Source organism: Enhydrobacter aerosaccus (assembly GCF_900167455.1).
GTDB lineage: Bacteria > Pseudomonadota > Alphaproteobacteria > Reyranellales > Reyranellaceae > Reyranella > Reyranella aerosaccus.
This window is the reverse complement of the sequence record NZ_FUWJ01000002.1, coordinates 477,886-504,369: the sequence shown is the minus strand read 5'-3', so window position 1 is coordinate 504,369 and position 26,484 is coordinate 477,886. Positions and strand designations below refer to the sequence as shown.

Below are 26,484 nucleotides of genomic sequence, written 5' to 3'. Positions count from 1 at the left end.
GCGCGCTCAGGAAATAAGACGCGCCACTGGAGTGGCGCGCCCCCGGCAGGCCTAATTCTTCCTCGTCGTGTCGGCGTCGCCTGCGAAGCCGTGATAGACCGCCTCGGCGATGGGCAGCAATTCCTCGCGCGGCAGCATGCCGGTGACGGCGAAGCCGAAGCCCTGGTCGATCCAGGCGAAGGTCGAGGCCTCACCCTCGTGCTGGAACCGGAAGGCGGTCTCGCTCCCTTCGGCGGCGCGCACATACACGGTAAGGCGCTTGCCGCTGGCATCGTCGTACATCAGCTGGGCCGCCGCGCCGCTGCCAGCCGGCAACAGGCGGCCTCCCATCAGACGATAGCCGAAGGGGGCGAGATCGGGCGCGACCAGCGGCTTGCCGAGGCGGCGCGACAGCCATTGCAGCAGATGCGCCTGATGCTGCGCATCGACCTCGACCGGATGCGCCACTTCGACGACATAGGTGCGGTAGGCCACCGCTGCGTTCTGCGCCACCGCCGATGTTGCCGGTGCGGCGGCAATATCGGGGCTGCGATGGCCGATGAACCAGCCCGCGCCGGCGCCGGCCGCGAACAGCAGCAGCCCTGCCGCGGCGATGCCAAATCCACGCAGCCAGCGATGGCGGCGTGCCGCGCGGATATTCGCGATCCGCAGCCGCGCCGGAATCGGTTCGGCGAATTTGGCCTCGAGCTGGCCGCGCAGCTGGGCCCGCTGACGCTGCTCGATCGCGAGGCGCTCGCGCAGATCGGGATGTTGTGCAAGATGGGCTTCGACCGCGGCCAGTCGCTCGCCCGTCAATCGCCCATCGACATAGGCCTGCAGATCGTCCTCGACGATAGCGGCAGGGTCGCCAGTCATTTCACTCTCCGAAGAAACGTCGTCTTGCCGGTCTCGACGATCGACCGCAGCCGCTGCCGGGCGCGCGACAGCCGCGACATGACGGTGCCGATCGGCAGATCCAGGATCCGCGCGGCGTCGTCGTAAGAGAAGTCTTCGACCCCCACCAGCAGCAGGAGTGATTTCTGCTCTTCGGGCAGTTGCTCCAGGGCGGCCAGCACGTCGTGTACCTCGAGAGCCGCCTCCTGCTTGGGGGCCGTGCCGGGCAGCAACGCCTCGTCGAGGCCGATCGCCGGGCCACGACGGCGCCGCTGGCGCCCACCGCTGACATAGAGGTTGCGCTGGATGGTGAACAGCCAGGCGCGCAAGTCGCCATCGTCGCGGCGCTGCGTCCAGCGCGCCAGCGCGCGTTCGAGCGTGTCCTGCACCAGATCGTCGGCGAGATCGTGGTCGCGCAGCAAGGCATAGGCGTAGCGGCGCAGCGCCGGGATCTGCGGCTCGAGAAGGGCTGTGGCGTCGGCCATGCAGGCGGCAGTCTAGGGCAAAAGAAGGGACGCCGGCCGGAGGGAGTGGGGACGGGCGGCCGGCGTCCCGAAGCGGCTCAGGGCTTGGCCACGTGCCAGGCACCATTCAGGAAGCCATCGCCGGTCGTATCGCCGGGCTTGCTGTCCTTGCTCCAGGCGTAGACCGGCTTGCCTTTGTAGGCCCACTGCTTCAGCCCGTCGTCTCGGGTGACGATCGACCAGTCGCCGGAGGCCTTGGCGCCGTCGGCAACCGCCAGCGGCGGCCAGTTGGTGGCGCAGGGACCGTTGCAGACCGATTTGCCGGCCGTATCCTTGTCGAAGGTGTAGAGGGTCATGCCCTTGGCGTCGACGAACATGCCGTTTTTGGCCATTGGCGCCGTGGCGGCGGGTTCGCCGGCGAAGGCCGCGGTGGCGGCGACGGTCGTGGCGAGGGCGGTAAGGACGAGCAATTTCATGCGGTATCTCCTGCGTGCGGGTGCTGACAGGAGAGAGACGCTCGCGAGGACGACTTATTCCCACGCCTTTCGCCTAAATTGCCAAAGTCTCACAGCCGAAGGCGAGGAGAGAGTTCGACCCGATGACTGGAACCGTATGGCACTGCCACATCGCCGTTTCCCTGGACGGCAAGATCGCCCGGCCGGATGGCTCGTTCGACTGGTTGGAAGGCTATCCGGCAGAGGAGTTCGGTATCGGCGCCTTCCTGGCCGGCGTCGACGGCATCCTGATGGGGCGGCAGACCTACGAGGCGATTCGCCGGATGGGCGACTGGCCCTATCCTGGCAAGCGCACCATCGTCATGACCCATCGGCCCTTGCCCGACCCGCCGGAGGGCGTCGAAGCACGGTCGGGCGATCTCGGCGCTGTCGCGGCCGGGTTCGAGCAGGGCGGCTGCCGCCGCGTCTGGATCGAAGGGGGCAGCCAGGTGATCCAGGGGATGATCGCTGCCCGCCGGTTTGACGTGCTGGAGATGGCCCTCATCCCGATCGTTCTGGGGGACGGCATCCCTCTGTTTCGGCCAGGGACGCCGGAACTCCATCTGCGTCTGGCGAGCTGTACGCAGCGATCGCGTGGGGCGCTGCATCTCGTTTATGAGGTGGCACATCCGGCTTAGCCGGGTCGAAGGTCGCGTTGGCGACCGGAATCGGTTGGTTGCGGGCCCGGCCTTATGATTGCCGGTGGAACCATGTCCCGCGAGCGAGCGCCCCGATCCCAGCATACCGTGACTCACCTCGGCAGGATCCAGCTCCCATTATTGTTCCATTTATTTAATGGCGATCCCGCGATCGCCGTCCTTGTCAAGCCGCTCAGCGGAGCTTGGCGCGCGGATGGGCGGCGCGATAGACGGCGCTCAGCCGGGCACTGTCGACATCGGTGTAGCGCTGGGTGGTCGACAGGCTGGCGTGGCCCAGCAGTTCCTGGATGGTGCGCAGATCGCCGCCGGCGCCGAGCAGGTGGGTCGCGAATGAATGACGCAACGCATGCGGCGTGACGCTTTCGGGCAGGCCGAGCTGCCGGCGAATCTCGCGCACGCGTTTCTGGATGATGGCCGGATCGAGCGGCCCGCCACGCGCGCCGAGGAAAAAGGCATGGTGGGGGGCGAGGGCGGCCAGATAGGGGCAGGAGTCGCGATACGCGACCAGCGCCTCGAGCGTCTGCGGCAGGAGCGGGACGATCCGGGTCTTGTTGCCCTTGCCGGTGACAGCCAGCGTGTCCTGCCCTGCCTTGAGAAGTCCCTCGACGGTGCCCTTTGTCAGTTCCAGCGCCTCGGCGATGCGCAGCCCGGCACCGTAGAGCAGCAGCAGGACGGCTGTGTCGCGCCTGTCGATCCAGGGCGCGCGGTCCTGTTCCGACTCGGCGTCCAGCACACCCTCCATGTCCGGTTCGGACAGCGCCTTCGGCACCGAATGCGGCAGCTTCGGAGTCTTGAGCGCGCCGATGCTGGCATTGTGGGCGAGCTTGTTCTTGTCGAGGAAGCGGAAGAAGGACCGCACGGACGAGAAGGCGCGTGCGGTCGAGGTGCGCGCCAGCCCCTGATGCGCACGGTCCGCAAGCCAGGCGCGAAACTCGGCGGGCTTCAGCTTCTCCAGCGCCGTCAAGGTCGGCGGCGCGCCGAGATAGGTCGTCATGAAATCGAGGAAGGTCGCGACGTCGTGTTCGTAGGCGACCAGGGTATGCGCCGCGAGCCGACGTTCGCTCTTGAGCCAGTCCCTCCAGGCCTCCCGTGCGGCTGTCAGGCTCATGGCCATGGAGCGTTTCTATTCCGGCAGATCGAGCCAGGCGCGGATCGTGTTTTCCAGCACCTTGGCCAGAAAGAACAGCAGCTCGGTCGCCATGTCCGGTCCGAACGCCTCCGGATTGCGCGATCCGAAGCACATCACGCCATCGGGCGAACCGGTGGAGACGCGCAGGCGCAGCAGGACGTCGGACTGCACGAAGCGGGCGACATCGCCGAAGAAGGCTTCCTCGCCAGCGACGTTGCTGCGCAGCCGCGCATGCTTTTCCTCGCCGATCGCAACATCGATCGCGCCCGGCGCCAGAACGTAGATGCCGCGCACCGGCGCCTTCCGCGGTGCGTCGGCATTGGCCTCGATCGCCAGAGTGATGAAGTCGACGTCCAGGAGTTCCGGCAGGTCGTGAGTCACGACCTGGATCATCTTCTCGAAGGTCGGCGCCTGGATGATGCTGATGACCGCCGCCTGGATGCGATTCTGGACGATCTGGTTCTGCTTGGAATTGGCGATGATCTCGGTGCGCTCGCTCTTGAGACGATCGATCTCGCCGCGCAGGCGCTTGAGGATCGCCTGCTGCATGTCGATCACGCCCGGCCCCTGCAGAGCGGAGGACAGGCCGAGCTCGGCCGCCAGCTCGGCTTGCTTGGTAAAGAAGTCGGGATGCGCCTTCAGATAGGCGACGACGTCGTCAGCGGTGATCAGCTTGACCTGCCGGCCCGATCCGTCCGGCGCCGTAACGATACCGTCGTTCGCCATCCCCGATCTCCGCGCCTAGAGGATCGACTGGCCGGTCTTGGCCCAGTCGTCGAGAAAAGCCTTGAGACCGTTGTCGGTCAGGACGTGCTTGAACAGGCTGCGCAAGACCGCCGGTGGCACGGTCGCGACATGAGCGCCGAGCTTGGCGGCCTGCACGACATGCTGGCTATGGCGGACAGAGGCCACCAGCACCTGCGTCTTGAGATCGGGATACTGGCGATAGATCGTCATGATCTCTTCGATGAGATACATGCCGTCCTGGCCGATATCGTCGAGACGACCGACGAACGGCGACACGAAGGTGGCGCCGGCCTTGGCCGCGAGCAGCGCCTGCGCAGCGGAGAAGCACAGGGTGACGTTCACCATCGTGCCTTCGGCCGCCAGCGCCTTGCAGGTCTTGAGCCCGTCGGGCGTCAGCGGCACCTTCACCGCCACGTTCTTGGCGATCTTGGCGAGCTTTCTGCCCTCTTCGAGCATCTTCTTGTGGTCGGTCGCGACCGTTTCGGCGCTGACCGGGCCAGGAACGATGGCGCAGATTTCCTTGATCACCTCGAGCATGGGCCGGCCGGCCTTCATGATCAGCGAGGGATTGGTCGTGACGCCATCCAAGAGCCCCGACGACGCGAGGTCCTTGATCTCGGCGACATCGGCGGTATCGACAAAGAACTTCATATAAAATACCCCAATGGCCAGTGGTTCGGATTGGCGCGCCGCCGCAATTTCTAGCGATTCGCCCTCGCAGCCACAAGCCGAGGGGTTGGGACCGGCGCGTCCGGAATCGGTGGAAAACATCGACCTCAGGACGGTGAAGGTCCTGCTGCCGCTGCCGCTTGCCGATGCCTACGACTACAGCGTGCCCGACAGTCTGGAGGTTCCGGCGGGCAGCTTCGTGGTCGTGCCGCTGGGCAAGCGCGAAATATTGGGGGTGGTTTGGGGCGAGGGGACGGGCGAGGTGCCGCGCGAGAAGCTGCGCGATATCGTCAGTGTGCTGCCGGCGCGGCCGATGGCGGAGACGCTGCGTCGCTTCGTCGATTGGGTCGCCGCCTACACTCTGGCGCCGCCGGGCGCGGTGTTGCGCATGACCATGGGATCGACATCCGCGCTCGAGGCGCCCCGGACCGAACTCGTCTATCGCCCGGCCGAGGCCATCGGCGACACCGACCTCAAGCTTACCGCGGCACGGCGCCGCGTGCTCGAGGCGCTGAAGGATGGGCCGGCCATGCCCGTTGCGGAGCTCGCGCATCTTGCCGGCGTCGGTCCGTCGGTGGTGAAGACTATGGCCTCGATCGGCCTGCTGTCGGCCGAGGCGCGGGTCATGCGGCGATCCTTCCCGCAGCCGGACGGCCTGCACGATGGTCCGACGCTTTCCCCCGAACAGAGACGCGTGGCGGATGCGCTGATCGACAAGGTGAAGGCCCATGCTTTCTCCGCGACTCTGCTCGACGGTGTCCCGGGCGCCGGCAAGACGGAAGTCTATTTCGAAGCCATCGCGGCGACGCTGGCGGAGCGGCGACAGGTCCTGGTGCTGTTGCCGGAGATCGCTCTGACGGCGCAATGGTTGAAACGCTTCGAGGATCGCTTCGGCGCCGCACCGGCATCGTGGCACTCGGATCTCACCAGCCTCGAGCGGCGCGAGACCTGGCGCGCCATTGCCGATGGTCGCGTCAGCGTCGTGGTCGGCGCGCGCTCCGCCCTGTTCCTGCCTTTCGCCGATCTCGGTCTGATCGTCGTCGACGAGGAGCATGACGGCTCCTTCAAGCAGGAAGAAGGTGTCACCTACAATGCGCGCGACATGGCGGTGGTGCGCGCGCGTCTCGTTTCCGCCCCGGTCGTTCTTGCCTCGGCGACGCCGTCGCTCGAAAGCATCACCAACGTCACGGCGGGACGCTATGGCGCGCTTCATCTGCCGGCACGCCACGGCGGCCAGAAACTGGCGACCCTTGCCGCCGTCGATCTGCGCAAGGCGCCGCCGCCGCGCGGCCATTGGCTGTCGCCGCCGGTCATCGACGCGATGAAGGAGACGCTGGCAGCCGGCGAGCAGGTGCTGCTCTTCCTCAATCGCCGCGGCTATGCCCCGATCACGCTGTGTCGTGCCTGCGGTCACGGGCTGGAATGTCCGCAATGCTCGGCCTGGCTGGTGGAGCATCGCTTCCGGCGCGTGCTGATCTGCCACCATTGCGGCTACAGCGAGCCGCCGGCGCGGACCTGCAAGCATTGCGGCGCCATCGATCACTTCGTGGCGTGCGGACCGGGCGTGGAACGGCTGGCGGAAGAGGCGCATGCGCTCTTTCCGGAGGCGCGGGTCGAACTCTTCACCTCGGACAGCCTCGTCAGCCGCGCCGAGGCGACGGCCGCCGTCGAACGCATGATTGCCGGCGAGATCGACATCCTTATCGGCACGCAGATGGCGGCGAAGGGCCACCACTTTCCCAATCTCACGCTCGTCGTGGTGGTCGATGCCGATCTGGGATTGAACGGCGGCGACCTGCGCGCCGGCGAGCGGACGTTCCAGCTCCTCTATCAAGTGGCTGGTCGTGCCGGCCGACAGGATCGGCCTGGCCGGGCGCTGGTTCAAACGCACATGCCCGAGCATCCGGTGATGCAGGCGCTGGTGGCCAACGATCGTGACCGCTTTGTTACGGCCGAGCTCGCGGGCCGCGCCGCCGCCGGCATGCCGCCCTATGGTCGGCTGGCGGCGCTCGTCGTCTCCGGACCCGATGCCGCCCTGGTGGATAACGTCTGTGCCGCCATCGCCCGCCAGGCACCGCATCAGCCGGGCGTCACGGTCCTCGGACCTTCCACCGCACCGCTGGCGCTGCTGCGCGGCCGGCATCGCCGGCGGTTCCTGCTCAAGACAGGGCGCGATATTGCGGTGCAACCGCTATTGCACGCCTGGCTCAGCAAGATCGGCCTGCCGGCTTCGGTCCGTCTGCAGATCGATATCGATCCCTATTCCTTCATGTAGAGAGGGGATTGCGGAAAAGGCAGGTAATACGGGGCTTTAGTGACCTTGCAGCGGGAAGGGGCGCATGGTAGCAACGCGCGCTTTTCCGGCCTGGGCGGCGCGCGACAAAGGGGGCGTTCTGCCGGGAAAGACTTTGGGTTTTCAAGGGCTTACCAGCCGGACTCGGCAGGGGAGAGGCTTTCGACGTGTCAAACGCTACCTCGGCTACATCGGCCGTTGCCGACCGCTATGCCAGTGCGCTGTTCGATCTGGCCGACAATGCGCGGGCTCTTGACCAGGTCGCGCAGGACCTGGCCACCATCCGCAAGCTGATCGCCGAGAGCAAGGACCTCGCGCGGCTGATCGCCAGCCCGATCATCGGCCGTGCCGCCCAGACCAAGGGGCTGCTTGCGGTGCTCGATGCGGTCGGCATCCAGGGCCTGACCCGCAATTTCGTCGGCACCGTCGCCGCCAATGGTCGCGCTAGGGATCTTCCCGGCATGGCCAAGGCGTTCCTTGCCGAGCTGGCGCGCCGTCGCGGCGAGACCACGGCGACCGTGACCACCGCCATTCCACTGACCGAGGCGCAGCTGCAGCAGCTCACCGACACGCTGCGGGGCGTGCTGGGCGGTGCCAAGGTCTCCGTCGATGCGCAGGTTGATCCCGACATTCTCGGCGGCCTCGTCGTCAAAGTCGGTTCCCGCCTGTTCGATTCATCCATCCGCAGCAAGCTGCAGCGCCTGCAGCTCGCCATGAAGGGAGTTGCTTAAATGGAAATCCGTGCCGCCGAAATCTCGGCCATTCTGAAGCAGCAGATCGCCAACTTCGGCGCTGAAGCCGAAGTCGCCGAGGTCGGCCAGGTCCTCTCCGTCGGTGACGGTATCGCCCGCGTCTATGGCCTCGACAGCGTCAAGGCCGGCGAGATGGTCGAGTTCCCGGGCGGCATCAAGGGCATGGCCCTCAACCTCGAGAAGGACAATGTCGGCGTCGTTATCTTCGGCGACGATCGCACCATCAAGGAAGGCGACACCGTCAAGCGCACGGGCGCGATTGTCGACGTGCCGGTGGGCAAGGGCCTGCTCGGCCGCGTGGTCGACGGTCTCGGCAATCCGATCGATGGCAAGGGCCCGATCCAGTCGACCGAGCGCCGCCTCGTCGAGCTGAAGGCGCCGGGCATCATTCCGCGCAAGTCGGTGAACGAGCCGATGCAGACCGGCCTCAAGGCGATCGACTCGCTGGTGCCGATCGGACGCGGCCAGCGCGAACTGATCATCGGCGACCGCCAGACCGGCAAGACCGCCGTGGCCATCGACACCTTCATCAACCAGAAGCCGATCAACAAGGGCAACGACGAGAGCCGCAAGCTCTACTGCGTGTACGTCGCCGTCGGCCAGAAGCGCTCCACGGTGGCGCAGATCGTCAAGACGCTCGAGGACAACGGTGCGATGGAATACTCCATCGTCGTGGCCGCGACCGCGTCCGACCCGGCGCCGATGCAGTTCCTGGCGCCCTACGCCGGCTGCGCCATGGGCGAGTATTTCCGCGACAACGGCATGCATGCCGTGATCGTGTACGACGATCTTTCCAAGCAGGCCGTCGCCTATCGCCAGATGTCGCTGCTGCTGCGTCGTCCGCCGGGCCGCGAAGCCTATCCGGGCGACGTGTTCTATCTCCACTCGCGCCTGCTCGAGCGCGCCGCCAAGCTGAACGAGAAGAACGGCTCGGGCTCGCTCACCGCGCTGCCGGTCATCGAGACGCAGGCCGGCGACGTGTCGGCCTACATTCCGACCAACGTGATCTCGATCACCGACGGCCAGATCTTCCTCGAGACCGAGCTCTTCTATCAGGGTATCCGTCCGGCCATTAACGTCGGTCTGTCGGTCAGCCGCGTCGGCTCGGCCGCCCAGATCAAGGCGATGAAGCAGGTCGCCGGCACCATCAAGCTCGAGCTGGCGCAGTATCGCGAGATGGCGGCCTTCGCGCAGTTCGCCTCGGATCTCGACGCCTCGACCCAGCGCCTGCTGGCGCGCGGTCAGCGCCTGACCGAGTTGCTGAAGCAGGGCCAGTACAGCCCGATGCCGGTCGAGGAGCAGGTCGCCTCGATCTATGCCGGCACCCGCGGCTTCCTCGACAACCTGCCCGTCAACCGCGTCGGCGACTACGAGCATCAGATGCTCGACGGGCTGCGGGCCGAGGGTTCGATCCTGGCCGCCATCCGGGAGAAGCGCGAGATCGCCAAGGACACGGACGAGAAGCTGAAGGCGTTCCTGACCGACTTCACCAAGAAGTTCGCCTGAGGATCGCTGAGCTCCAATGCCCAGTCTCAAAACCTACCGCCTTCGGATCCGAAGCGTTCAGTCGACGCAGAAGATCACGAAGGCCATGAAGATGGTGGCCGCGGCCAAGCTGCGGCGTGCCCAGGAGCAAGCCATGGCCGCCCGGCCCTACGCCGAGGCGATGGACAAGGTCCTGGCGGCGCTGGGCCAGAGCTTCAAGGGTGCAGGGCCGCGTCTGCTGGCCGGCACCGGCTCGGACCAGGTCCAACTGCTGATCGTCGCCACCGCCGATCGCGGTCTATGCGGCGCCTTCAACAGCTCCATCGTGCGTGAGGCGCGCCGCGTCATCCGCGCCCTGATGGCCGAGGGCAAGACGGTCAAGATCCTGTGCGTCGGCCGCAAGGGCCGCGACCAGCTGCGTCGCGACTTCGGGTCGATGATCGTCGACACCATCACCGACCTCGGACGCCCGCGAGTCAGCTACGCCGACGCCCTGAAGGTGACGGCTCGGGTGACGCAGCTGTTCGATGCCGGCGAGTTCGACGTCGCCACGGTCATCTACAACCGCTTCCGGTCGGCGATCAGCCAGATCGTGACCGCGCAGCAGCTCATTCCGGCGCAGCCGCCGGAAGGCGATGGCGGTCCCGCGACCACCGGCGGCGCGATCTACGAGTTCGAGCCCGACGAGGGCGCGATCCTGGCCGACCTGCTGCCGCGCAACCTCACCGTCCAGATCTTCCGCGTGCTGCTCGAGAACGCGGCGAGCTTCTACGGCTCGCAGATGACGGCGATGGACAATGCCTCGCGCAACGCGGGCGACGTGATCAAGAAGCTGACGCTGCAGATGAACCGCTCGCGTCAGGCCACCATCACCAAGGAACTGATCGAGATCATCTCCGGCGCCGAGGCCGTCTAGCCCGCGCCGACCGCAATCGAAGGAAAGGGATACCGTCATGGCCACCAACAACATCGGCACGATCACCCAGATTACGGGCGCGGTCGTGGACGTGCGCTTCGACGCCGACCTGCCGAACATCCTGAACGCGCTGCACGTCGAGAGCGGCGGTCGCAAGCTGGTGCTCGAAGTGGCGCAGCATCTGGGCGAATCGGAAGTCCGCGCCATCGCGATGGACACCACCGACGGTCTGGTGCGCGGCGAGAAGGCGGTCGACACCGGCGGTCCGATCGCCATGCCGGTCGGCCCCGAGACGCTCGGCCGCATCCTGAACGTGATCGGCGAGCCGGTGGACGAGCGCGGCCCGGTCAATGCCAAGCAGACGCTGCCGATCCATCGCTCGGCGCCCGAGTTCGTCGAGCAGTCGACGGAAGCGCAGATCCTGGTCACGGGCATCAAGGTCATCGACCTGCTCGCCCCCTACGCCAAGGGCGGCAAGATCGGCCTGTTCGGCGGCGCTGGCGTTGGCAAGACCGTGACGATCATGGAGCTGATCAACAACGTCGCGAAGGCGCATGGCGGCGTGTCGGTGTTCGCCGGTGTCGGCGAGCGTACCCGCGAGGGCAACGACCTCTATCACGAGATGATCGAGTCGGGCGTCATCAAGCTCGACGGTCCGGGGTCGAAGGTGGCGCTGGTGTACGGCCAGATGAACGAGCCGCCGGGAGCGCGTGCCCGCGTCGCCCTGTCGGGCCTGACGGCGGCGGAATACTTCCGTGACGCCGAAGGCCAGGACGTGCTGTTCTTCGTCGACAACATCTTCCGCTTCACCCAGGCCGGTTCGGAAGTGTCGGCGCTGCTGGGCCGCATTCCTTCGGCGGTGGGTTATCAGCCGACGCTGGCCACCGACATGGGCGCCCTGCAGGAGCGCATCACCTCGACCAAGAAGGGTTCGATCACCTCGGTGCAGGCCATCTACGTGCCGGCCGACGACTTGACCGACCCGGCGCCGGCGACCTCCTTCGCCCACTTGGACGCGACGACCGTGCTCAGCCGCTCGATCGCCGAGCAGGCGATCTTCCCGGCCGTCGATCCGCTCGACTCGACCTCACGCATGCTCGATCCGCGTATCGTCGGCGAGGAACACTACGATGTCGCCCGTTCGGTGCAGCGCGTGCTGCAGCAGTACAAGTCGCTGCAGGACATCATCGCCATCCTGGGCATGGACGAGCTATCGGAAGAGGACAAGCTGGTCGTGGCGCGCGCCCGCAAGATCGCCCGCTTCCTCAGCCAGCCGTTCCACGTGGCCGAGGTCTTCACCGGCACGCCGGGCGTGTTCGTGAAGCTCGAGGATACGATCAAGGCCTTCAAGGGCATCGTCGCCGGCGATTACGACTCGCTGCCGGAAGCCGCCTTCTACATGGTCGGCACCATCGAGGAGGCCGTGGCCAAGGCGAAGAAGCTCGCGGGCGAGGCGGCCTAACAGATGGCCAAGTTCTCCTTCCGTCTGGTGATGCCGGAGCGCGAGCTGCTTGCCATCGAGGCCGATATGGTCGTGGTGCCGGGCAGCGAGGGCGACTTCGGCGTCCTTCAGGGCCACGCGCCGCTGATCTCGACCATCCGCCCGGGTGTCCTCGAGGTCTATCAGGGCAACAAGGTCGACCAGCGCTTCGTCATCGTCGGCGGCTTTGCCGAAGTGACGCCGGAGCGCTGCACGGTTCTGGCCGACGAGGCGATCCCGTTCGAGGAGGCCACGGCGGAGGTGCTCGCCCAGCGCGAGCGGACCGCCGAGGAAGACCTGGTCGACGCGGCGAGCGAGGCAGAGCGAGCGGCGGCGACCAAGGATCTGGCCATCGCCAAGGAACTGCGGCGGGCCCAGGCCTACTACGCCAGCCGCTGATTTCAGTCCCTACGCGAAATAATCTGTCCGGATAGTCCTGTCGGCCCCATTGAAAGCGGGGCCCGGGACCGCTTTATTACGCTTACACGACGGTCGCCGGGGGCTCTGACATGGGTAGCTGGACACTCGACTCGATCGCTTGGGATCGCTTCGACGCATCGAAAGTCGATCCCGAGATCCTGCGCAATATCAAGGCTGCGGCCATGGTCGAGCGCAATGGCGGCGACTATCGCGTCTATCTCAACCGGGTGTTTGCCGACGATCCGACCGTCGTCGCCGATGTCGACCGCTGGGCTGAGGAAGAGATCCAGCACGGCATGGCGCTGGGGCGCTGGGCGCAGATGGCCGACCCGAGCTGGGATTTCGATGCCGCCTTTGCGCGTTTCCGTGCGGGCTACAAAGTGCCGCTCGACGTGTCCGAATCGGTACGCGGCAGCCAGGCCGGCGAGATGCTGGCGCGCTGCATCGTCGAGACCGGGACCAGTTCCTATTACAGCGCGCTCAAGGATGCGGCGGCCGAGCCGGTGCTGAGGCAGGTCTGCGCCAAGATCGCTGCCGACGAATTCCGCCACTACAAGCTCTTCTACGATCACCTGCGCCGCTGCCTCGAGCGCGATCAACTGAGCAAGCTCAAGCGCCTGCGCATCAGCTGGGGCCGCCTTGCCGAGAGCGACGACGATGAGCTGGCTTATGCCTACTTCGCCGCCAACGCGCCGGAAGGCGCCGTGTACGATCGCAAGAAGGCCATGGAAGCCTACGCGCGCCGAGCCTATCCGCTCTATCAGCCCAATCATGTGCAACGGGCGATGGCGATGGTGCTGAAGGCGGTCGGCCTGCAGCCGCAGGGCTGGTTGAACGACTTCCTGACCCGGCTCGGCCTCTGGTTCCTGCGCCGGCGCTCGACGCGGCTCGCGGAGCAGGGCGCTTAGGACGTCGAGTGCGCGTCGGCGTGGGCTCTAGGAAACCAGATCCTTGAACTCCGCCAGCACCGTCTCGTAGACGGGCCGCTTGAAGGCGACGATCAGGTCGAGCACTTCGGCCGCTGACGCCCATTTCCAGGCATCGAATTCGTGATCATGGGCGTGGATGTCGATGTCCTCGTCGCGACCGGTGAAGGCGAGGGCAAACCACTTCTGCGCTTGGCCGCGCCAGCGACCCTGCCAGCGCTTGCGGCCAATGTCGGAGGGGAAGTCGTAGGTCAGCCAGTCGCGGCTTTCGCGCATCAACAGCGCGCGGTTGGTGCCGACTTCTTCGGCGAGCTCGCGACAGGCGGCCTCGATCGCGGTCTCGCCGTCATCGACGCCACCTTGCGGCATCTGCCAGGCGCCCGGCATGCCAGCCCGCTCGCCGACGAAGATCCGGCGGTCGCTGGAGATCAACATCAGCCCGACATTGGGGCGATAGTGCTTGGGAACGTTGGTGATCATGGCCTCAACTGGTCCGGCTGGGCGCGCAGGCGCGCAAGACACGCCGTGCGGCATTCGAACTGGCCGATGATCGGCACGAACGAGACGGCGCTCTGCCTGGCAAGGCGCTGACGCCAGGAGACGATCGCGTCGATCGCCGCATTGTCAGGTTGCAGCACGCCGAAGTCGTGGCGCGGCGGACGGCCCGGCCAGCTCTCGCCGGTCCATTCGGCCAGGCGGTCGAGATTGCCGTCGATGCCGTTGCGCGCCAGCTTGTAGTCGAGCACGGTCGAGGTACGGGCGTAGCCCACACCGAGTTCGATCGTGAGGCCGTACATCGCCGACGGCGTCATCCCGGGATCGATCTCGATCAGGGCAAGGCCGCGATCGGCGATCTCCTTCACCAGTGGCCGGGCCACGGTTTCGGCGCGGGACACTTGCTCCGCCGCCGGCATGACGAAGCCGACATAGCCTTCGCCGCGGGCCATCGCCTGGCGCAGGCGCCGCACGTTCTCGTCGCCATCGGCGGCAGGGTCGATAGGGCGAATGCCACGTTCGCCGATACCGCCGGGATCGTCGACCGGCATCATCAGATAGGTCTCGTGGTCGCGCGCGTGGGCACGCTTCATCCACTTCGGCAGGTCGGGCGTGCCGGGCAGGAAGGCGAGGCTGACCTCGCCGGGCAGGTCATCGATGGCCCGTCGCATCAGCGCTTCGTCGGCGCCGAGATTGATCATCAGCAGTCCGACACGGGCCGCGGGGCCGTCGGGATCGTAGCGCCGAGCATAGGCGATCCACGGCATCCAGCCGTCAGAGGCGATCTTGGGAAGGCGCAGCCCGTCCGGCGTGACTTCCACCAGGTCGTCGCGTTCGGCGAGCGTGAGCGTGCGGAAATGGAGGGGGGCCTGAGTCCGCGCCGGCAATTTCAGCGAGATCGACGCGCGGGCCGGCGGCACCGCCGCGGCGGCTGCCTCCTCGATCAGGACCGGCGGCCGTTCGATGTGGGAATAGACCAAGGCCCCGCATCCCACCGTCATCCCGATCACCAGCGCATAGGCGGCGATCGGACTGTTCAGCGGATTCCGGGGCGGGCGCCACCGGACAAGGTCTTTGCCCGGCTCTTCCGCCATGGCAGTCGCTGGCTCGCGCTCAGTTCCGGCTGCTGTAGAGCGAGATGCCGCGGATCAAATCGACCGCGCGCAGGAGCTGGTAATCCTGCACCGAGTCCTTCGGCGGCTCGTCCGGATCGACATTGGCCTGCGGCGCGCTAGGCGCCGGAGCCTGGCCGGCGGCCGGCTTGTCCTCCGGCTTGGCCGGCTTTGCGTTGGCATCCGGCGGCGTGGGCTTGTCGGTCGTCGGCTTGTCGGCCGTCGTCGGCTTGTCGATCGGATTGGCGATCGAGCGCCGCAGATTCTCCTCGCGGAAGCCCGGGCGGCCCTGGATCGGCTCGACCTTCGCCTGCTCGACCTCGATGTCGGGCTTGATGCCTTCCTTCTGGATCGAACGGCCCGACGGCGTGAAGTAGAGCGCGGTGGTGAGACGGATCGCGCCGCCGCCGGTCACCTGCATGATGGTCTGCACCGAGCCCTTACCGAAGGTGCGGGTGCCCAGGATGATGGCGCGGTGATGGTCCTGCAACGCGCCGGCCACGATCTCCGAGGCCGAGGCGGAGCCGCCATTCACCAGCACCACGATCGGCAGGCCGTTGGTGACATCGCCCGGCTTGGCATTCCAGCGCTGCACGTCCTCGGCCTTGCGGGCCTTGACCGAAACGATCTCGCCCTTGTCGAGGAAGGCGTCGACCATGGAGATGGCCTGGTCGAGCAGACCGCCAGGATTGTTGCGGAGATCAAGGACGTAGCCCTTCAGCTTGCCGCCGGCCTCCTTCTTGAGATGCTCGATGGCATCGAGCACGCCGGACGTGCTCTGCTCGGTGAAGGAGGTGACGCGGATATAGCCGACATCGCCCTCGAGGTGATAGCGGGTCGACTTCACCTTGATGCTCTCGCGGGTCAGCGTCAGATCGAACGGATCCTTGTTCGCCCGCTTGACGGAGATCTTGATGGGCGAGCCGATCTTGCCGCGCATCTTGTCGACCGCTTCCTGCAGCGTCAGGCCCTGCACCGGCTCGCCGTCGAGCGCGAAGATCAGGTCACCCGGCTGCAGGCCCGCCTTGGAGGCCGGCGTGTCGTCGATTGGGGAGACGACCTTGATGACGCCGTTCTCCATCGTGACCTCGATGCCGAGGCCCCCGAACTCCCCGCGAGTCTGGACCTGCATGTCCTTGTAGCTCTTGGGGTTCATGTAGCTCGAATGCGGATCGAGCGAGGCCAGCATGCCGTTGATGGCATTCTCGATCAGGGATTTCTCGTCGACGGGTTCGACATAGTCCCGGCGAATTCGCTCGAGCACATCGCCGAACAGATTCAGCTGTTGATAGAGTTCGCTCTTGTCGCCCCCAGGGGCCTTGTCGGTCTTGTCCTGCGCGGAGGCGGGAACGATCGCCGGCAGAGTCAGGAACGCCAGGGTCGCGGCGACGGAGGCAAATCGCAGACGAGTCGTCATAGGGAGGCCTTTGCAAAACAACGCCCGCCGCAAACCGGTCAGGCAAAAAGGATCAACGCGCGTTGGGCGGTAAGATACCCGTGCGTCTTTGGCGGGATCAAGGCGACGTGGCCATCACGGGCTTTCACATTCATGCGGAGGCGGCGGCAGCGGCGGCCTGGTGGGGGACGGCCAGGATCGCCGACCTCGAGGCCGTGGAAAGAAGGGAATGTCCCGTCATTTCCGAAGGTTGTGGCACGTCCATGAGGTCCAGCATCGTCGGCGCGACGTCGGCCAGCTTGCCGTCCGCCAGCGACCGGATCCCCGAAGGGCCGTTGAACAGCAGGGCGGGTACCCGGTTCAGCGTATGCTGGGTGTGCTTCTGGCCGCTCGCCTCGTCGAACATCTGTTCGGCGTTGCCGTGGTCGGCGGTGACGAGAAGGACGCCGCCGGCGGCTCGGACCGCCTCCATCAGACGGCCGAGACAGGTATCGACGGCTTCGATGGCCTTGATGGCGGCCGGCAGCTCGCCGGTGTGGCCGACCATATCGGAGTTGGCGTAGTTGACCACGATCAGGTCGTATTTGCCCGACCCGATCGCCTCGACGAGCTTGTCCGTGACCTCCGGCGCACTCATCTCGGGTTTGAGGTCGTAGGTCTGGACCTTGGGCGAGGGAACCAGGATCCGGTCCTCGCCTTCGAACTGCCGTTCCTCGCCGCCGTTGAAGAAGAAGGTCACGTGCGCGTACTTCTCCGTCTCGGCGATGCGCAGCTGCTTCAGGCCGGCCCGCGATATCGTCTCGCCCAGTCCCATCTTGATCGTCGTCGGCGGAAAGAGGGTCTTCAGGAATTCATTGAGGGCCGCGGAATATTCGACCATGCCGACCGCATCCGAGAACTTGACCGTGCGCCTGCGCTTGAAGCCGTCGAACATCGGATCGACGAGTGCGGTCAGGATTTCGCGCGCCCGATCCGAGCGATAGTTGAACATCAGGACGGCATCGCCATCCTTCATGCCGCCATAGCCCTTGATCACCGTCGGCTCGACGAACTCGTCGTTCTTGTCGGCGGCATAGGCCTGATCGACAGCCTGGTCCGGTGTCTCGACGACGGCCGCCTTGCCCTCGGCATCGACCAAGGCATCGTAGGCCGCGTTCACGCGATCCCAGCGCTTGTCGCGATCCATGGCATAGAAGCGCCCGGTGACCGTGGCGAAGCGGATCGGCAGTCCCGCTTTGAGGCCGGCCTGAATCGCCTGCAGGCACTCATGGGCGCTGCGCGGCGGCATGTCACGACCGTCGAGGAAAGCATGGATCCAAACCGGGACACCGTCACCGGCGATCCGATTGGCGAGGGCGACCAGGTGGTCCTGATGCGCATGCACGCCGCCCGGCGACGCGAGCCCCATCAGATGACAGGCGCCGCCATTCTTCTTCAGGGTGGCGATCAGCTCGGCAAGAATTTCGTTCCTGGCCAGCGATCCGTCCTCGATGGCCTTGTCGATTCGCGGCTGGTCCGGCACGGCGACGCGACCGGCGCCGAGATTCATGTGCCCGACCTCGGAATTGCCCATCTGCCCCTTCGGCAGGCCGACGAAAGTCTCCGATGCGTCGATCAGGCCCTGCGGGCAGGTCGCGACCAGCTTGTCGTAATTGGGCGTGCGGGCGTCGAGGATGGCGTTGTCGCGCGGGTCGGTGCGGAATCCCCAACCATCGAGGATGCACAGGACAGCGGGACGCGGACGAGAAGCCATCAGGATGCCTTGCCGTTGTTGGTGGGACGCATGCGCTCGACCGAGTTGAATTTGTTCGGGCAGTGCAGGTCGCGCGGGTCGGTGTTGGGATTCTGGTCGGGGATTTCGATCGCGCAGAACACGAACTCGCCGCGCGGCTCGCCGTCGATCGTTATGTCGTAGGTGTAGGTGCCCGGCGGATCGCCGGGGATGATGCACCAGGAGCGCTGCAGCACGCCGTCCTGCACCACCTCGCGCATGCGCGTCGTGGCCTTGGTCTTGTCGGGACTGACTTCCGTCTCGGGACCGGCAATCACCTGCTCGGCCGGCTGCGACGTCGTGAGAACCTCGGTCAGCGCCACGGTGCGGTTGGGGCCGCCGAGATACATGCGCCAGCCGAAGCAGGCGCGATTGTAGAGCAGCGGGATGGCGTTGGTTTCGTAGTTACGCTGCTTCCCGTCCGCCCCCATGATCGAGACATAGGGGATGCTGCGCACGGGCTTGACCGCAGGCGTATCCGCGGTCGGGGTCTGGGCCAGCGCGACGGTCGAGAGGGCCGTCACGGCAAGGGCTGCCAGGGCGGCGACAGGCCTGGGAAGCGAAGGGTGCATGGGATCAATTTAGTCCCGGTTTTTCGTCAGAACAGAGGCAAAAACGACGCTTTGTCATGCTCTATGATAGGGATGGCCGGCCAAAAGTTGCTGACTTCTGTAAATTTGCTCGGCAAGCATGGCCCGGGCGAGCTGGTGTGGCCACGTCATGGCGCCGAAGGACAGCACCAGAGTCGCCTTTTTGAGCAACTCGTCGCCGTGCCCGTCCGGTCCGCCGATCAGGAACGCCACATCTGTCACGGAATCGTCTCTCCAACGCTCCAGGCGACGGGCAAAGGCCTCGCTGTCGAGTTGCTTGCCGCGGCGATCGAGGGCCACCAGTGTGGCGCCGGCCGGCACGGCCGCCAGCAGCAGCTCGCCCTCGCGCCGCACCATCTCGGGCGGACTGAGTTTACGCTTTTCCTCGAGTTCCTTCAGGACCAGCGGCCAGCGGATGCGGTTGGCATAGTGCTCATAGAGATCGCGCTCGGGCCCTCGGCCGGCTCGGCCGATGGCGGCGATGGTCAGCTTCACGAGGCTAGGAGGCCCGCTTGCGACGGGGCTTGGCGGCCTTCGGCTTGGCGGCGGCCTCGTTTTCGAGCGCCCACATCTTCTCCAGCCCGTAGAAGGCGCGCGTTTCGGGGCGGAAGACGTGGACCACCACGTTGCCGCCGTCGACCAGCACCCAGTCGCCGCCCTGCTTGCCTTCGACCGGGATGTAACCGTAGCCGGCGTGTTTCAGCCGCTCCGCGAGGTGGTCGGCGATCGCTACGACCTGGCGGGTGGAGCGGCCAGAGGCGATGACCATGTAGTCCGCGAAAGCGGATTTGGTCTTGAGGTCGATGACGACGATATCCTCGGCCTTGTCGTCTTCGAGCGAGCGGCGCACCAGCGCGAGCTCGGTATCGGCGGCCTTGCTTCCGGGAGGAAGCTTTCGGGTCGTGTCGGTGATGGTCTTTCCTTTCGCTTTGCTGCGTTTCGGGCGGATCGCCCGGATGGCGGTTGCCGAATGGCTGTCGAGACGACTTGGGATAAAGCACCAGGCCGGCGGGCGGCAATCCGCGAGCCGCCGGACCTGGCCCAGCTCGATGCGGTAACGCCCAAAGGCACGCGGAGCTGCCGATTGCAGCGCCGCGTAGCTCCAGCCCGGGCGGGCGAAGGCGGCGATCGGAATGGCGCCGAAAAGGTCGCGCCATCCTTCCCAGTGCACCAGTTGCGGCAGGATGTCGGCGCCCATCAACCAGACGAAGCGCGCCCACGGATACAGCCGCTTCAGCGCCTGCACGGTGTCGAGGGTATAGCGCGTGCCCAGCAGCAGCTCGGGCGCTTCGACTCTCAGCCGCGGATGGCGGCCGATCAGCTTGGCGCCGGCCAGTCGGGTCGTGAGCGGCTCCATGCCGTCGCCGCTCTTCAGAGGATTTTGTGGCGAGACCAGCCACCAGACCTCGTCGAGGCCCAATCGCTTCAGCGCCTCCAGGCTGACATGGAGATGGCCTTCATGAGCCGGATTGAAGGAACCGCCCAGGAGGCCGATGCGCCGCCGCGTGTCCCGCGGCACGCCTGGCATCGGATGATGAGCGGAGATCACGCGCGGGGGCTCATGGGCGCAAGGTGCCCTTGCCGCGGACGATGTTCTTGTACGTCGTGAGCTCCACCAATCCGACGGGGCCGCGCGCATGCATGCGATTGGTCGAGATCCCGATCTCCGCACCGAGCCCGAACTCGCCGCCATCGGCGAATTGCGTGCTGGCATTATGCATGACGATGGCGCTGTCGACTTCCTTGAGGAAGCGCTCGGCAGTGGCCTCGTTGTCGGTCACGATCGATTCGGTGTGCTGGCTGCCATAGGTGGCGATATGGCGGATCGCCCCTTCGACGCCTTCCACCGTGGCCACGGAAATGACCGGCTCGAGATACTCGGTGCGCCAATCCTTTTCCGTCGCCGCAACGGCCTGCGGATCGCGCTGGCGAACCTCGGCATCGCCACGCACCTCGCAGCCGAGTTCGTGCAGCTTGGTCAGCATAGGCATCAGATGCGTGTCGAGCGCGGCCCGATCGACCAGCAGCGTTTCGGCCGCGCCGCAGACGCTGACGCGCCGCATCTTGGCGTTGGCCACGATCTCGCGTGCCATGTCGATATTGGCATCGTGGTCGACGTAGACGTGGCAAATGCCGTCATAGTGGCGCAGCACCGGCACGCGGCTCTCCTGCGTAACGCGGTCGATCAGAGATCGGCCCCCGCGCGGCACGATCAGGTCGAGCCAGTCCATAGCCTTGAGGAGCTCCCCGACGGCGGCGCGATCGGTCGTGGGCACGAGCTGCACACAATCCTCCGGCAGACCGGCGCCTTTCAGGGCCCGCCGCAGGAGATCGACGATGCTGCGCGAGGAATGGAAGCTGTCGGATCCGCCGCGCAGCACGACGACATTGCCGGACTTGATGCAGAGGGCGCCGGCATCCGCCGTCACGTTGGGCCGCGCCTCGTAGATGACCCCGATGACGCCGATCGGCACCCGCACGCGGCTGATGACGAGGCCGTTCGGCCGCTGCCAGCGCTCGATCTCGGCGCCTACCGGATCGGGCAGCGCGACGATATCGTCGAGACCCTTGGCCATCGACTCGATGCGGGCCTCGTTGAGCAGCAGGCGATCCTGCAAGGCGGTGGTCATGCCGGCGGCCTTCGCCGCTTCGATATCGCGCGCATTGGCGGTGAGGATCGCGGTCTTCTCCGACCGGATCAGGCGAGCGGCTTCGGACAGCGCGCGGTTCTTCGCCTCGGTCGTGGCGTTGCGCAGCGCCGCCGAAGCGAGCTTCGCGCGGCGGCCAAGCTCGGCGACGATGGCGGCGGCGTCTTCCGCGGGCTTCGTCTGGATGTTCATGGCCGCACCATTATAGTCATTCAACCACAAGGTCGTCGCGGTGGACCATCTCATCCCGGCCGCGGAAACCCAGCAATTTTTCGATTTCGGCGCTCTTTCGCCCCGCGATGCGGCGAGCATCTTCGGCGGCATAGGCAACCAGTCCGCGTCCCAGGATGCGGCCGGACCCATCCTTCACATAGACCACATCGCCGCGTTTGAAGTTCCCGTCGATGGCGGTGACACCGGCCGGCAGCAGGCTCTTGCCGCGCGACAGGGCCCGCACCGCGCCATCGTCGACGACGAGCGATCCGGCCGACTTGAGCGAGCCGCTGATCCATTTCTTGCGGGCCGAGAGCGGCGATGCTTCCGGCACGAACCAGCTGCATCTCGCGCGGCCATCGATCAGGGCGCCGAGCGCGCCTACCTGGCGCCCATCGGCGATGGCCATCCGGCAACCCGCGGCCATGGCGACACGGCCCGCCATCAGCTTGGTCACCATGCCGCCGTTGGAGAGCTCCGACGCGGCCGCGCCGGCCATCGCCTCGATCTCCGGCGTGATCTCGCGGATTTCCGGAATGTGCCGCGCCTGGGCGTCGCTGCGTGGATCGCCCGTGTAGAGCCCGTCGATATCGGACAGCAGCACCAGCGTGTCAGCCGAGATCATCTCCGCGACGCGCGCGCCCAGCCGGTCGTTGTCGCCGAAGCGGATCTCGTCGGTGGCAACGGTGTCGTTCTCGTTGATGACCGGCACAGCGCCGAGTCCCAGCAGCGTCCTCATGGTCTGGCGCGCGTTGAGGTAGCGACGGCGCTCTTCCGAATCATCGAGCGTCAGCAATACCTGTGCAACCGTGATGCCATGTTTCGCGAGAGCCTCCTGGTAGGCATGGGCGAGCTGGATCTGTCCGGTCGCTGCCGCTGCCTGGCTTTCCTCGAGCTTGAGCGGTCCGGGGGGAAGTTTCAGATAGGTGCGGCCGAGACGGATGGCGCCCGAGGAGACCAGTACGATCTCGCATCCTTGACGATGCAGGCCGGCGACATCGTTCGTCAGTGCCTCCAACCAATCGCGGCGAATCAGGCCCTTTGACTCGTCGACCAGGATGGAAGAGCCGATCTTGACGACCAGCCTCTTGGAGCTGGCCAGATCGACGCCAGCTCGCGATTTCATGCAGCTTCCTTCGCGCCGTCACGCTGCTTGTCGACGAGCTTCATCAATTCATGCAGCAGGGACTGGACGCCCTGGCCGGAAACGCCCGAGATGATGTGGACCGTCTTGCGGCTGGCCTTGGCGAGGGCGGCCCGTTTGGCCTCGATGTCCTCAGGCGTCATGGCGTCGGTCTTGTTGAGCGCCACGATCTCCTTCTTGCGCGCCAGCGTCGGACTGTAAGCCTTGAGTTCGGCCCGCACCGTGCGATAGGCGCCGACCACATCTTCCTGGGTGCCATCGACGAGATGCAGGAGCGCGCGACAGCGCTCGACATGGCCCAGGAAGCGCGTGCCTAGGCCGGCGCCTTCGTGCGCGCCTTCGATCAGGCCCGGGATGTCGGCCATCACGAACTCGCGGTTGCCGACCTTCACCACGCCGAGGCCGGGATGCAGGGTGGTGAAGGGATAGTCCGCGATCTTGGGGCGCGCGTTGGAGGTGGCCGACAGGAAGGTCGACTTGCCAGCATTGGGCAGGCCGACCAGGCCGATATCGGCGATCAGCTTAAGCCTCAGCCAGATCCAGCGCTCTTCTCCCGGCCAGCCCTTGTCGGCGCGGCGCGGTGCGCGGTTGGTCGAGCTCTTGTAATGCAGGTTGCCGTAGCCGCCGTCGCCACCCTTGGCGAGGACGATGCGCTGTCCCACTTGCGTGAGGTCGGCCAACAGCGTCTCATTGTCCTCATCGAAGATCTGCGTGCCGCGCGGTAGGCGCAGCACGATGTCCTTGCCCTTGCCGCCGGTGCGCTGGCTGCCCATGCCGTGATGGCCGGTCTCGGCCTTGAAATGCTGGGCGTAGCGATAGTCGATCAGTGTGTTGAGGCCGTCGACGCATTCGGCGATCACGTCGCCGCCGCGGCCGCCGTCACCGCCATCCGGTCCACCGAACTCGATGAACTTCTCGCGGCGAAAGCCCACGCAGCCCGAACCGCCGTTGCCGGAGCGGATATAGACCTTGGCTTGATCGAGGAATTTCATCGGTGGATTCCAAAAACGAAAAGGGGGAACGGCGTGGCCGCTCCCCCTTCGCAATTCTCAGGCGCGGGAACGGCTATTCGGCAGCCAGAGCCGGCGCCGGGAGCACGTTCACCTCGACCTTGCCGCCGCTGCGCTTGCGGAACGACACGATGCCGTCGGTGGTGGCGAACAGGGTGTGATCGCGGCCGATGCCGACATTCTCGCCAGCATTCATCTTGGTGCCGCGCTGACGGACCAGGATATTGCCCGAGAGAACCTTCTGGCCGCCGAAGCGCTTCACGCCCAGGCGCTTGCCGTCGGAATCGCGGCCGTTACGCGAGGAGCCGCCTGCTTTCTTATGTGCCATCGTACTACTCCGGTCGCTCTCTGGATCAGGCGACGATTTGTTCGATCTTGACCACCGTCAGGTCCTGACGATGACCGTTCTTGCGCCGCGAGTTCTGGCGACGGCGCTTCTTGAAGACGATCAGGTGCGGCCCGCGGGCCTGCTTGACGATCGAGCCCACGACCTTGGCGCCGGCAACCGTCGGCGCGCCGACCTTGTCGCCCACCATCAGGACGTCGGTGAACTCGACCTTGGCGCCGGCCTCACCCTCGAGGCGCTCGACCGTGAGCGTCTCGTCGGCAGCGACCGTATATTGCTTCCCACCCGTGCGGATAACGGCGATCATGGCACACCTGACTGAAGCCTGCCTCCTGGACCGATGGCCACCAGATCTAGGGGATCTGGCCGTCTCGGGGCCCATACAGCGACAAGCACGAAAGAACGCGGCGGACCCGAATGACCCGCCGGAGAGGCGCGGAATATACGCAAGGTTCGGCCCGAGTCAACGTCGGAAAGCCTTTATTTCCCGAGGCTCGGTCGCCTTGTTGCCGCCCGGAAAAACGCCCCCTATAAGCGGGGCGCGGGAGAGGTGCCGGAGTGGTCGATCGGGACGGTCTCGAAAACCGTTGTGCGTGCAAGCGTACCGTGGGTTCGAATCCCACCCTCTCCGCCAGTGTCGCTCGCCAGAAGCGAAACCCTCCCTGAAGCACGTTCGTCATTTCCGACTTTCCGTCCCTCCGCAGGTCGACCGGGGCAGCGGCCAGGCTCTGGGCGTCGCGCCGGTCTTCACAGCCATCCGCAAGACCGGGAAAATGCCACCGGATCTGCTGCAATGAATGGCCCTGACAGGTGATATCGAGTCCCGATCCCAGCAAGACGGTGGCGGAGCGGATGGCAGCGCTCGACGCCGCCATGAAGTGGCATCCCGCCGAAAGGGAGATGCGGCGACATCTGCGGGCGTTGATGGCGAAGGTCGACAGCGGTCGGCTGGAAGAACTGCGTCGGCAGTTTGGAGAGCGTATGCGCAAAGCCAGCGCCGACTCCCGCTATAAGTATCTCGACGTTGCCTTCTATACGCGGGAGAAGCTGCGGCTGGCCCGCAGGCTCGGTCTGGACAAGGCCCCGCCGCTGCGGGTGCTCGATATCGGCACCGGCGGCGGCCATTTTCCGTTCGTGTGCCGATACTTCGGCCATTCCGTGGTCGGGATCGATATCGAGAATCCGGTCTACGCCGGCATCGCCGGCAGCCTTGGGGTCGAGAGGACCATCGTTCGCGTCGAACCCGGGACACCGCTGCCGGCCTTGGATGGGAGATTCGACCTCATCACGGCCTGCAACATCACGTTTAACGAGAAGAGGGGCGATCGAGGTCAGCCACGCCAGTTCTGGTCGCTGCCCGAGTGGCAGTTCTTTCTCGAGGATCTCGTCGCCAATCAGCTCCGCTATCCCGGCACCATCTACCTGATGCTCAACAAGCAATCGCGACGGCGCTTGCTGGGATTCGAATGGCCCGCCTACAATCGCGAGCTGATGGCGATGGCGGCGCGGAACGGCGCCAGGATCGATCGCCTCGGGGGAACGATAAGGATGTCCTTTGCCTCGTACCGGGCCATTCGCTAGCCCTCGCCAGGCGAGCGACAAGGCATGACGACATGCGCGTGCTAGGATTGGGATCCTGTCGGATCCACGAGCCGCTGATGGACGCAGAGCAGCGCGGCGAGATCGACTATGTGAATCGCGGCTTCAAGCGGCGTCATGCGATCTTCCTCCACGATATCCACGAGACGATCCAGTTCGTCCGGCTCGCGCGCGGCGACATCGTCATGCCGGCCGAAATTCGCCCCTTCGCGTACGATCATGGATTGCGTCTCCATGATGCCATGCGCCTGCCGTTGGACCAGGCCGAGTATGTCGTCGTCGAATGTTGTACCGACAAGCACTACGAGGTCGCTGGCTGGTCCCTGAACGTCAACGAGATCCATCGGCACCTCGTCGAGCCGGGCGGATCGGCGGCGCGCGAATGGTGGGACCTGATCGATCGCAGCGTCCGGCCGTCGGAGGCACTGGTGCAGCAGGTCGAACGGGAGCTGCGCGCCCATTGGCTGGGCCGTTGGCGGCTGAATGACGGGCACCGCCAGGTGCTGCGTGAGCTGATCTTCCGATACCTGTCGGCGTCGGAAATCGCGGAAGGGTTGGCGCAACTCCGGACATTGCTCGGCAGGCCGTTCCTGGTCGTGCCGCATGTCGTCGTGCGCCTGCCCGACGGACGATTCCTGGGCGAGCGCCTGCAACACGTCGAGAAGACGATCGAAGCGGCGAGGATCGCCGGACTGCCGGTGCTGGAGCCGCGGACCTTCGTGGAGCGCGATGGTCAGGCGCGCGCGCTGGACAAGGGCGGCACCGATTTTCATCACTACGCCGCTGCCTACTTACCGGTCGTCGGCCGCGAGATCCTCGAGGCGCTGCGCCGGAACCGGCAGAGCTGATGCGT

The 26,484-nt window shown here is 66.0% G+C and carries 28 protein-coding genes and 1 tRNA gene; 11 read left to right on the top strand and 18 right to left on the bottom strand.

Annotated elements, in window-relative coordinates:
- Nucleotides 1–51 precede the first annotated feature (51 nt).
- From B5D62_RS11690 to B5D62_RS11680, 3 genes are all read right to left on the bottom strand, one after another.
- On the bottom strand, nucleotides 52–855 hold the full coding sequence (locus tag B5D62_RS11690; protein ID WP_085934039.1) for an anti-sigma factor family protein: 804 nt from the start codon (nucleotides 853–855) through the stop codon (nucleotides 52–54).
- Nucleotides 852–1,358 (bottom strand): RNA polymerase sigma factor, encoded by a 507-nt coding sequence (locus B5D62_RS11685; protein ID WP_085934038.1) that lies wholly within the window; start codon nucleotides 1,356–1,358, stop codon nucleotides 852–854. Before B5D62_RS11685 ends, B5D62_RS11690 begins: the two co-directional genes overlap by 4 nt.
- Nucleotides 1,359–1,435: 77 nt before the next feature.
- Nucleotides 1,436–1,813, bottom strand: a complete 378-nt coding sequence (locus B5D62_RS11680; protein ID WP_085934037.1) for a COG4315 family predicted lipoprotein — start codon at nucleotides 1,811–1,813, stop codon at nucleotides 1,436–1,438.
- A 122-nt stretch (nucleotides 1,814–1,935) separates the two neighbouring features.
- Between B5D62_RS11680 and B5D62_RS11675 the strand changes: the two genes are divergently transcribed.
- The gene (locus B5D62_RS11675) at nucleotides 1,936–2,469 is read left to right on the top strand and encodes a dihydrofolate reductase family protein (protein WP_085934036.1); all 534 of its coding nucleotides are present in this window, start codon (nucleotides 1,936–1,938) and stop codon (nucleotides 2,467–2,469) included.
- A 193-nt stretch (nucleotides 2,470–2,662) separates the two neighbouring features.
- Here the strand turns inward: B5D62_RS11675 and B5D62_RS11670 are convergent, their stop codons facing one another.
- From B5D62_RS11670 to fsa, 3 genes are read right to left on the bottom strand one after another with little or no spacing between them, the layout of a single operon-like run.
- Complete coding sequence (locus tag B5D62_RS11670) at nucleotides 2,663–3,604, bottom strand: tyrosine recombinase XerC (protein ID WP_085934035.1); 942 nt, start codon at nucleotides 3,602–3,604, stop codon at nucleotides 2,663–2,665.
- A gap of 9 nt (nucleotides 3,605–3,613) precedes the next feature.
- Complete coding sequence (locus B5D62_RS11665; RefSeq protein WP_085934034.1) at nucleotides 3,614–4,345, bottom strand: DUF484 family protein; 732 nt, start codon at nucleotides 4,343–4,345, stop codon at nucleotides 3,614–3,616.
- A gap of 15 nt (nucleotides 4,346–4,360) precedes the next feature.
- Nucleotides 4,361–5,017, bottom strand: a complete 657-nt coding sequence (gene fsa / locus B5D62_RS11660) for a fructose-6-phosphate aldolase (protein WP_085934033.1) — start codon at nucleotides 5,015–5,017, stop codon at nucleotides 4,361–4,363.
- A 109-nt stretch (nucleotides 5,018–5,126) separates the two neighbouring features.
- Between fsa and B5D62_RS11655 the strand changes: the two genes are divergently transcribed.
- The 7 genes from B5D62_RS11655 to B5D62_RS11625 all read left to right on the top strand — a co-directional run bounded on the left by B5D62_RS11655 (nucleotide 5,127) and on the right by B5D62_RS11625 (nucleotide 13,289).
- Nucleotides 5,127–7,310, top strand: coding sequence for a primosomal protein N' (locus B5D62_RS11655; RefSeq protein WP_231714786.1), 2,184 nt, complete (start codon nucleotides 5,127–5,129; stop codon nucleotides 7,308–7,310).
- Nucleotides 7,311–7,495: 185 nt separating this feature from the next.
- Nucleotides 7,496–8,059 (top strand): F0F1 ATP synthase subunit delta, encoded by a 564-nt coding sequence (locus tag B5D62_RS11650; protein ID WP_085934031.1) that lies wholly within the window; start codon nucleotides 7,496–7,498, stop codon nucleotides 8,057–8,059.
- Nucleotides 8,060–9,586 (top strand): F0F1 ATP synthase subunit alpha, encoded by a 1,527-nt coding sequence (gene atpA, locus B5D62_RS11645; protein ID WP_085934030.1) that lies wholly within the window; start codon nucleotides 8,060–8,062, stop codon nucleotides 9,584–9,586. It abuts the gene before it with no gap.
- A gap of 16 nt (nucleotides 9,587–9,602) precedes the next feature.
- Complete coding sequence (locus tag B5D62_RS11640) at nucleotides 9,603–10,481, top strand: F0F1 ATP synthase subunit gamma (RefSeq protein ID WP_085934029.1); 879 nt, start codon at nucleotides 9,603–9,605, stop codon at nucleotides 10,479–10,481.
- Nucleotides 10,482–10,518: 37 nt separating this feature from the next.
- Complete coding sequence (gene atpD, locus B5D62_RS11635) at nucleotides 10,519–11,943, top strand: F0F1 ATP synthase subunit beta (protein ID WP_085934028.1); 1,425 nt, start codon at nucleotides 10,519–10,521, stop codon at nucleotides 11,941–11,943.
- 3 nt (nucleotides 11,944–11,946) lie between these two features.
- Complete coding sequence (locus tag B5D62_RS11630; RefSeq protein ID WP_085934027.1) at nucleotides 11,947–12,360, top strand: F0F1 ATP synthase subunit epsilon; 414 nt, start codon at nucleotides 11,947–11,949, stop codon at nucleotides 12,358–12,360.
- A gap of 110 nt (nucleotides 12,361–12,470) precedes the next feature.
- Nucleotides 12,471–13,289 carry a ferritin-like domain-containing protein gene (locus B5D62_RS11625; RefSeq protein WP_085934026.1) on the top strand — a complete coding sequence of 273 codons (819 nt, stop codon included), beginning with the start codon at nucleotides 12,471–12,473 and terminating at the stop codon, nucleotides 13,287–13,289.
- 27 nt (nucleotides 13,290–13,316) lie between these two features.
- Here the strand turns inward: B5D62_RS11625 and B5D62_RS11620 are convergent, their stop codons facing one another.
- From B5D62_RS11620 to rplU, 12 genes are all read right to left on the bottom strand, one after another.
- Entirely contained in the window at nucleotides 13,317–13,787 is a 471-nt protein-coding gene (locus B5D62_RS11620; RefSeq protein WP_085934025.1) for an RNA pyrophosphohydrolase, read from the bottom strand.
- Nucleotides 13,784–14,896 carry a divergent polysaccharide deacetylase family protein gene (locus B5D62_RS11615; protein WP_085934024.1) on the bottom strand — a complete coding sequence of 371 codons (1,113 nt, stop codon included), beginning with the start codon at nucleotides 14,894–14,896 and terminating at the stop codon, nucleotides 13,784–13,786. Before B5D62_RS11615 ends, B5D62_RS11620 begins: the two co-directional genes overlap by 4 nt.
- 19 nt (nucleotides 14,897–14,915) lie before the next feature.
- The gene (locus B5D62_RS11610) at nucleotides 14,916–16,331 is read right to left on the bottom strand and encodes a S41 family peptidase (protein WP_085934023.1); all 1,416 of its coding nucleotides are present in this window, start codon (nucleotides 16,329–16,331) and stop codon (nucleotides 14,916–14,918) included.
- Nucleotides 16,332–16,461: 130 nt separating this feature from the next.
- A complete protein-coding gene (gpmI, locus tag B5D62_RS11605; protein WP_085934022.1) occupies nucleotides 16,462–18,063 on the bottom strand; it encodes a 2,3-bisphosphoglycerate-independent phosphoglycerate mutase in 1,602 nt (533 codons plus the stop codon).
- Nucleotides 18,063–18,653: a hypothetical protein gene (locus B5D62_RS11600; RefSeq protein WP_085934021.1), complete on the bottom strand. Its 591-nt coding sequence runs from the start codon at nucleotides 18,651–18,653 to the stop codon at nucleotides 18,063–18,065. Before B5D62_RS11600 ends, gpmI begins: the two co-directional genes overlap by 1 nt.
- 54 nt (nucleotides 18,654–18,707) lie before the next feature.
- Nucleotides 18,708–19,166 (bottom strand): 23S rRNA (pseudouridine(1915)-N(3))-methyltransferase RlmH, encoded by a 459-nt coding sequence (gene rlmH, locus B5D62_RS11595; protein ID WP_085934020.1) that lies wholly within the window; start codon nucleotides 19,164–19,166, stop codon nucleotides 18,708–18,710.
- A gap of 4 nt (nucleotides 19,167–19,170) precedes the next feature.
- The gene (locus B5D62_RS33975; RefSeq protein ID WP_178097479.1) at nucleotides 19,171–20,220 is read right to left on the bottom strand and encodes a nicotinate-nucleotide adenylyltransferase; all 1,050 of its coding nucleotides are present in this window, start codon (nucleotides 20,218–20,220) and stop codon (nucleotides 19,171–19,173) included.
- A 10-nt stretch (nucleotides 20,221–20,230) separates the two neighbouring features.
- On the bottom strand, nucleotides 20,231–21,511 hold the full coding sequence (locus B5D62_RS11585; protein WP_170920895.1) for a glutamate-5-semialdehyde dehydrogenase: 1,281 nt from the start codon (nucleotides 21,509–21,511) through the stop codon (nucleotides 20,231–20,233).
- 16 nt (nucleotides 21,512–21,527) lie between these two features.
- Nucleotides 21,528–22,658, bottom strand: a complete 1,131-nt coding sequence (proB, locus tag B5D62_RS11580; protein WP_085934729.1) for a glutamate 5-kinase — start codon at nucleotides 22,656–22,658, stop codon at nucleotides 21,528–21,530.
- A complete protein-coding gene (gene obgE, locus B5D62_RS11575) occupies nucleotides 22,655–23,668 on the bottom strand; it encodes a GTPase ObgE (protein WP_085934019.1) in 1,014 nt (337 codons plus the stop codon). Before obgE ends, proB begins: the two co-directional genes overlap by 4 nt.
- A gap of 73 nt (nucleotides 23,669–23,741) precedes the next feature.
- Nucleotides 23,742–24,014 (bottom strand): 50S ribosomal protein L27, encoded by a 273-nt coding sequence (rpmA, locus tag B5D62_RS11570; RefSeq protein ID WP_085934018.1) that lies wholly within the window; start codon nucleotides 24,012–24,014, stop codon nucleotides 23,742–23,744.
- Between the two features lie 25 nt (nucleotides 24,015–24,039).
- Entirely contained in the window at nucleotides 24,040–24,339 is a 300-nt protein-coding gene (gene rplU / locus B5D62_RS11565; protein WP_085934017.1) for a 50S ribosomal protein L21, read from the bottom strand.
- 237 nt (nucleotides 24,340–24,576) lie between these two features.
- Here rplU and B5D62_RS11560 point away from each other — a divergent pair.
- The 3 genes from B5D62_RS11560 (at nucleotide 24,577) to B5D62_RS11550 (ending at nucleotide 26,479) form a co-directional block, all read left to right on the top strand.
- A tRNA-Ser gene (locus tag B5D62_RS11560) sits at nucleotides 24,577–24,666 on the top strand.
- 218 nt (nucleotides 24,667–24,884) lie between these two features.
- On the top strand, nucleotides 24,885–25,613 hold the full coding sequence (locus tag B5D62_RS11555; RefSeq protein WP_085934016.1) for a class I SAM-dependent methyltransferase: 729 nt from the start codon (nucleotides 24,885–24,887) through the stop codon (nucleotides 25,611–25,613).
- Nucleotides 25,614–25,690: 77 nt separating this feature from the next.
- Nucleotides 25,691–26,479, top strand: a complete 789-nt coding sequence (locus tag B5D62_RS11550; RefSeq protein ID WP_085934015.1) for a hypothetical protein — start codon at nucleotides 25,691–25,693, stop codon at nucleotides 26,477–26,479.
- Nucleotides 26,480–26,484 lie beyond the last annotated feature (5 nt).

Bases quoted from the DNA above. Each gene is read 5' to 3' on its own strand.
- B5D62_RS11690 (WP_085934039.1), bottom strand. From the start codon at position 855: ATGACTGGCGACCCTGCCGCTATCGTCGAGGACGATCTGCAGGCCTAT.
- B5D62_RS11685 (WP_085934038.1), bottom strand. From the start codon at position 1,358: ATGGCCGACGCCACAGCCCTTCTCGAGCCGCAGATCCCGGCGCTGCGC.
- B5D62_RS11680 (WP_085934037.1), bottom strand. From the start codon at position 1,813: ATGAAATTGCTCGTCCTTACCGCCCTCGCCACGACCGTCGCCGCCACC.
- B5D62_RS11675 (WP_085934036.1), top strand. From the start codon at position 1,936: ATGACTGGAACCGTATGGCACTGCCACATCGCCGTTTCCCTGGACGGC.
- B5D62_RS11670 (WP_085934035.1), bottom strand. From the start codon at position 3,604: ATGGCCATGAGCCTGACAGCCGCACGGGAGGCCTGGAGGGACTGGCTC.
- B5D62_RS11665 (WP_085934034.1), bottom strand. From the start codon at position 4,345: ATGGCGAACGACGGTATCGTTACGGCGCCGGACGGATCGGGCCGGCAG.
- fsa (WP_085934033.1), bottom strand. From the start codon at position 5,017: ATGAAGTTCTTTGTCGATACCGCCGATGTCGCCGAGATCAAGGACCTC.
- atpA (WP_085934030.1), top strand. From the start codon at position 8,060: ATGGAAATCCGTGCCGCCGAAATCTCGGCCATTCTGAAGCAGCAGATC.
- B5D62_RS11640 (WP_085934029.1), top strand. From the start codon at position 9,603: ATGCCCAGTCTCAAAACCTACCGCCTTCGGATCCGAAGCGTTCAGTCG.
- atpD (WP_085934028.1), top strand. From the start codon at position 10,519: ATGGCCACCAACAACATCGGCACGATCACCCAGATTACGGGCGCGGTC.
- B5D62_RS11630 (WP_085934027.1), top strand. From the start codon at position 11,947: ATGGCCAAGTTCTCCTTCCGTCTGGTGATGCCGGAGCGCGAGCTGCTT.
- B5D62_RS11625 (WP_085934026.1), top strand. From the start codon at position 12,471: ATGGGTAGCTGGACACTCGACTCGATCGCTTGGGATCGCTTCGACGCA.
- B5D62_RS11620 (WP_085934025.1), bottom strand. From the start codon at position 13,787: ATGATCACCAACGTTCCCAAGCACTATCGCCCCAATGTCGGGCTGATG.
- B5D62_RS11615 (WP_085934024.1), bottom strand. From the start codon at position 14,896: ATGGCGGAAGAGCCGGGCAAAGACCTTGTCCGGTGGCGCCCGCCCCGG.
- B5D62_RS11610 (WP_085934023.1), bottom strand. From the start codon at position 16,331: ATGACGACTCGTCTGCGATTTGCCTCCGTCGCCGCGACCCTGGCGTTC.
- gpmI (WP_085934022.1), bottom strand. From the start codon at position 18,063: ATGGCTTCTCGTCCGCGTCCCGCTGTCCTGTGCATCCTCGATGGTTGG.
- B5D62_RS11600 (WP_085934021.1), bottom strand. From the start codon at position 18,653: ATGCACCCTTCGCTTCCCAGGCCTGTCGCCGCCCTGGCAGCCCTTGCC.
- B5D62_RS11585 (WP_170920895.1), bottom strand. From the start codon at position 21,511: ATGAACATCCAGACGAAGCCCGCGGAAGACGCCGCCGCCATCGTCGCC.
- proB (WP_085934729.1), bottom strand. From the start codon at position 22,658: ATGAAATCGCGAGCTGGCGTCGATCTGGCCAGCTCCAAGAGGCTGGTC.
- obgE (WP_085934019.1), bottom strand. From the start codon at position 23,668: ATGAAATTCCTCGATCAAGCCAAGGTCTATATCCGCTCCGGCAACGGC.
- rpmA (WP_085934018.1), bottom strand. From the start codon at position 24,014: ATGGCACATAAGAAAGCAGGCGGCTCCTCGCGTAACGGCCGCGATTCC.
- rplU (WP_085934017.1), bottom strand. From the start codon at position 24,339: ATGATCGCCGTTATCCGCACGGGTGGGAAGCAATATACGGTCGCTGCC.
- B5D62_RS11555 (WP_085934016.1), top strand. From the start codon at position 24,885: ATGGCAGCGCTCGACGCCGCCATGAAGTGGCATCCCGCCGAAAGGGAG.
- B5D62_RS11550 (WP_085934015.1), top strand. From the start codon at position 25,691: ATGGACGCAGAGCAGCGCGGCGAGATCGACTATGTGAATCGCGGCTTC.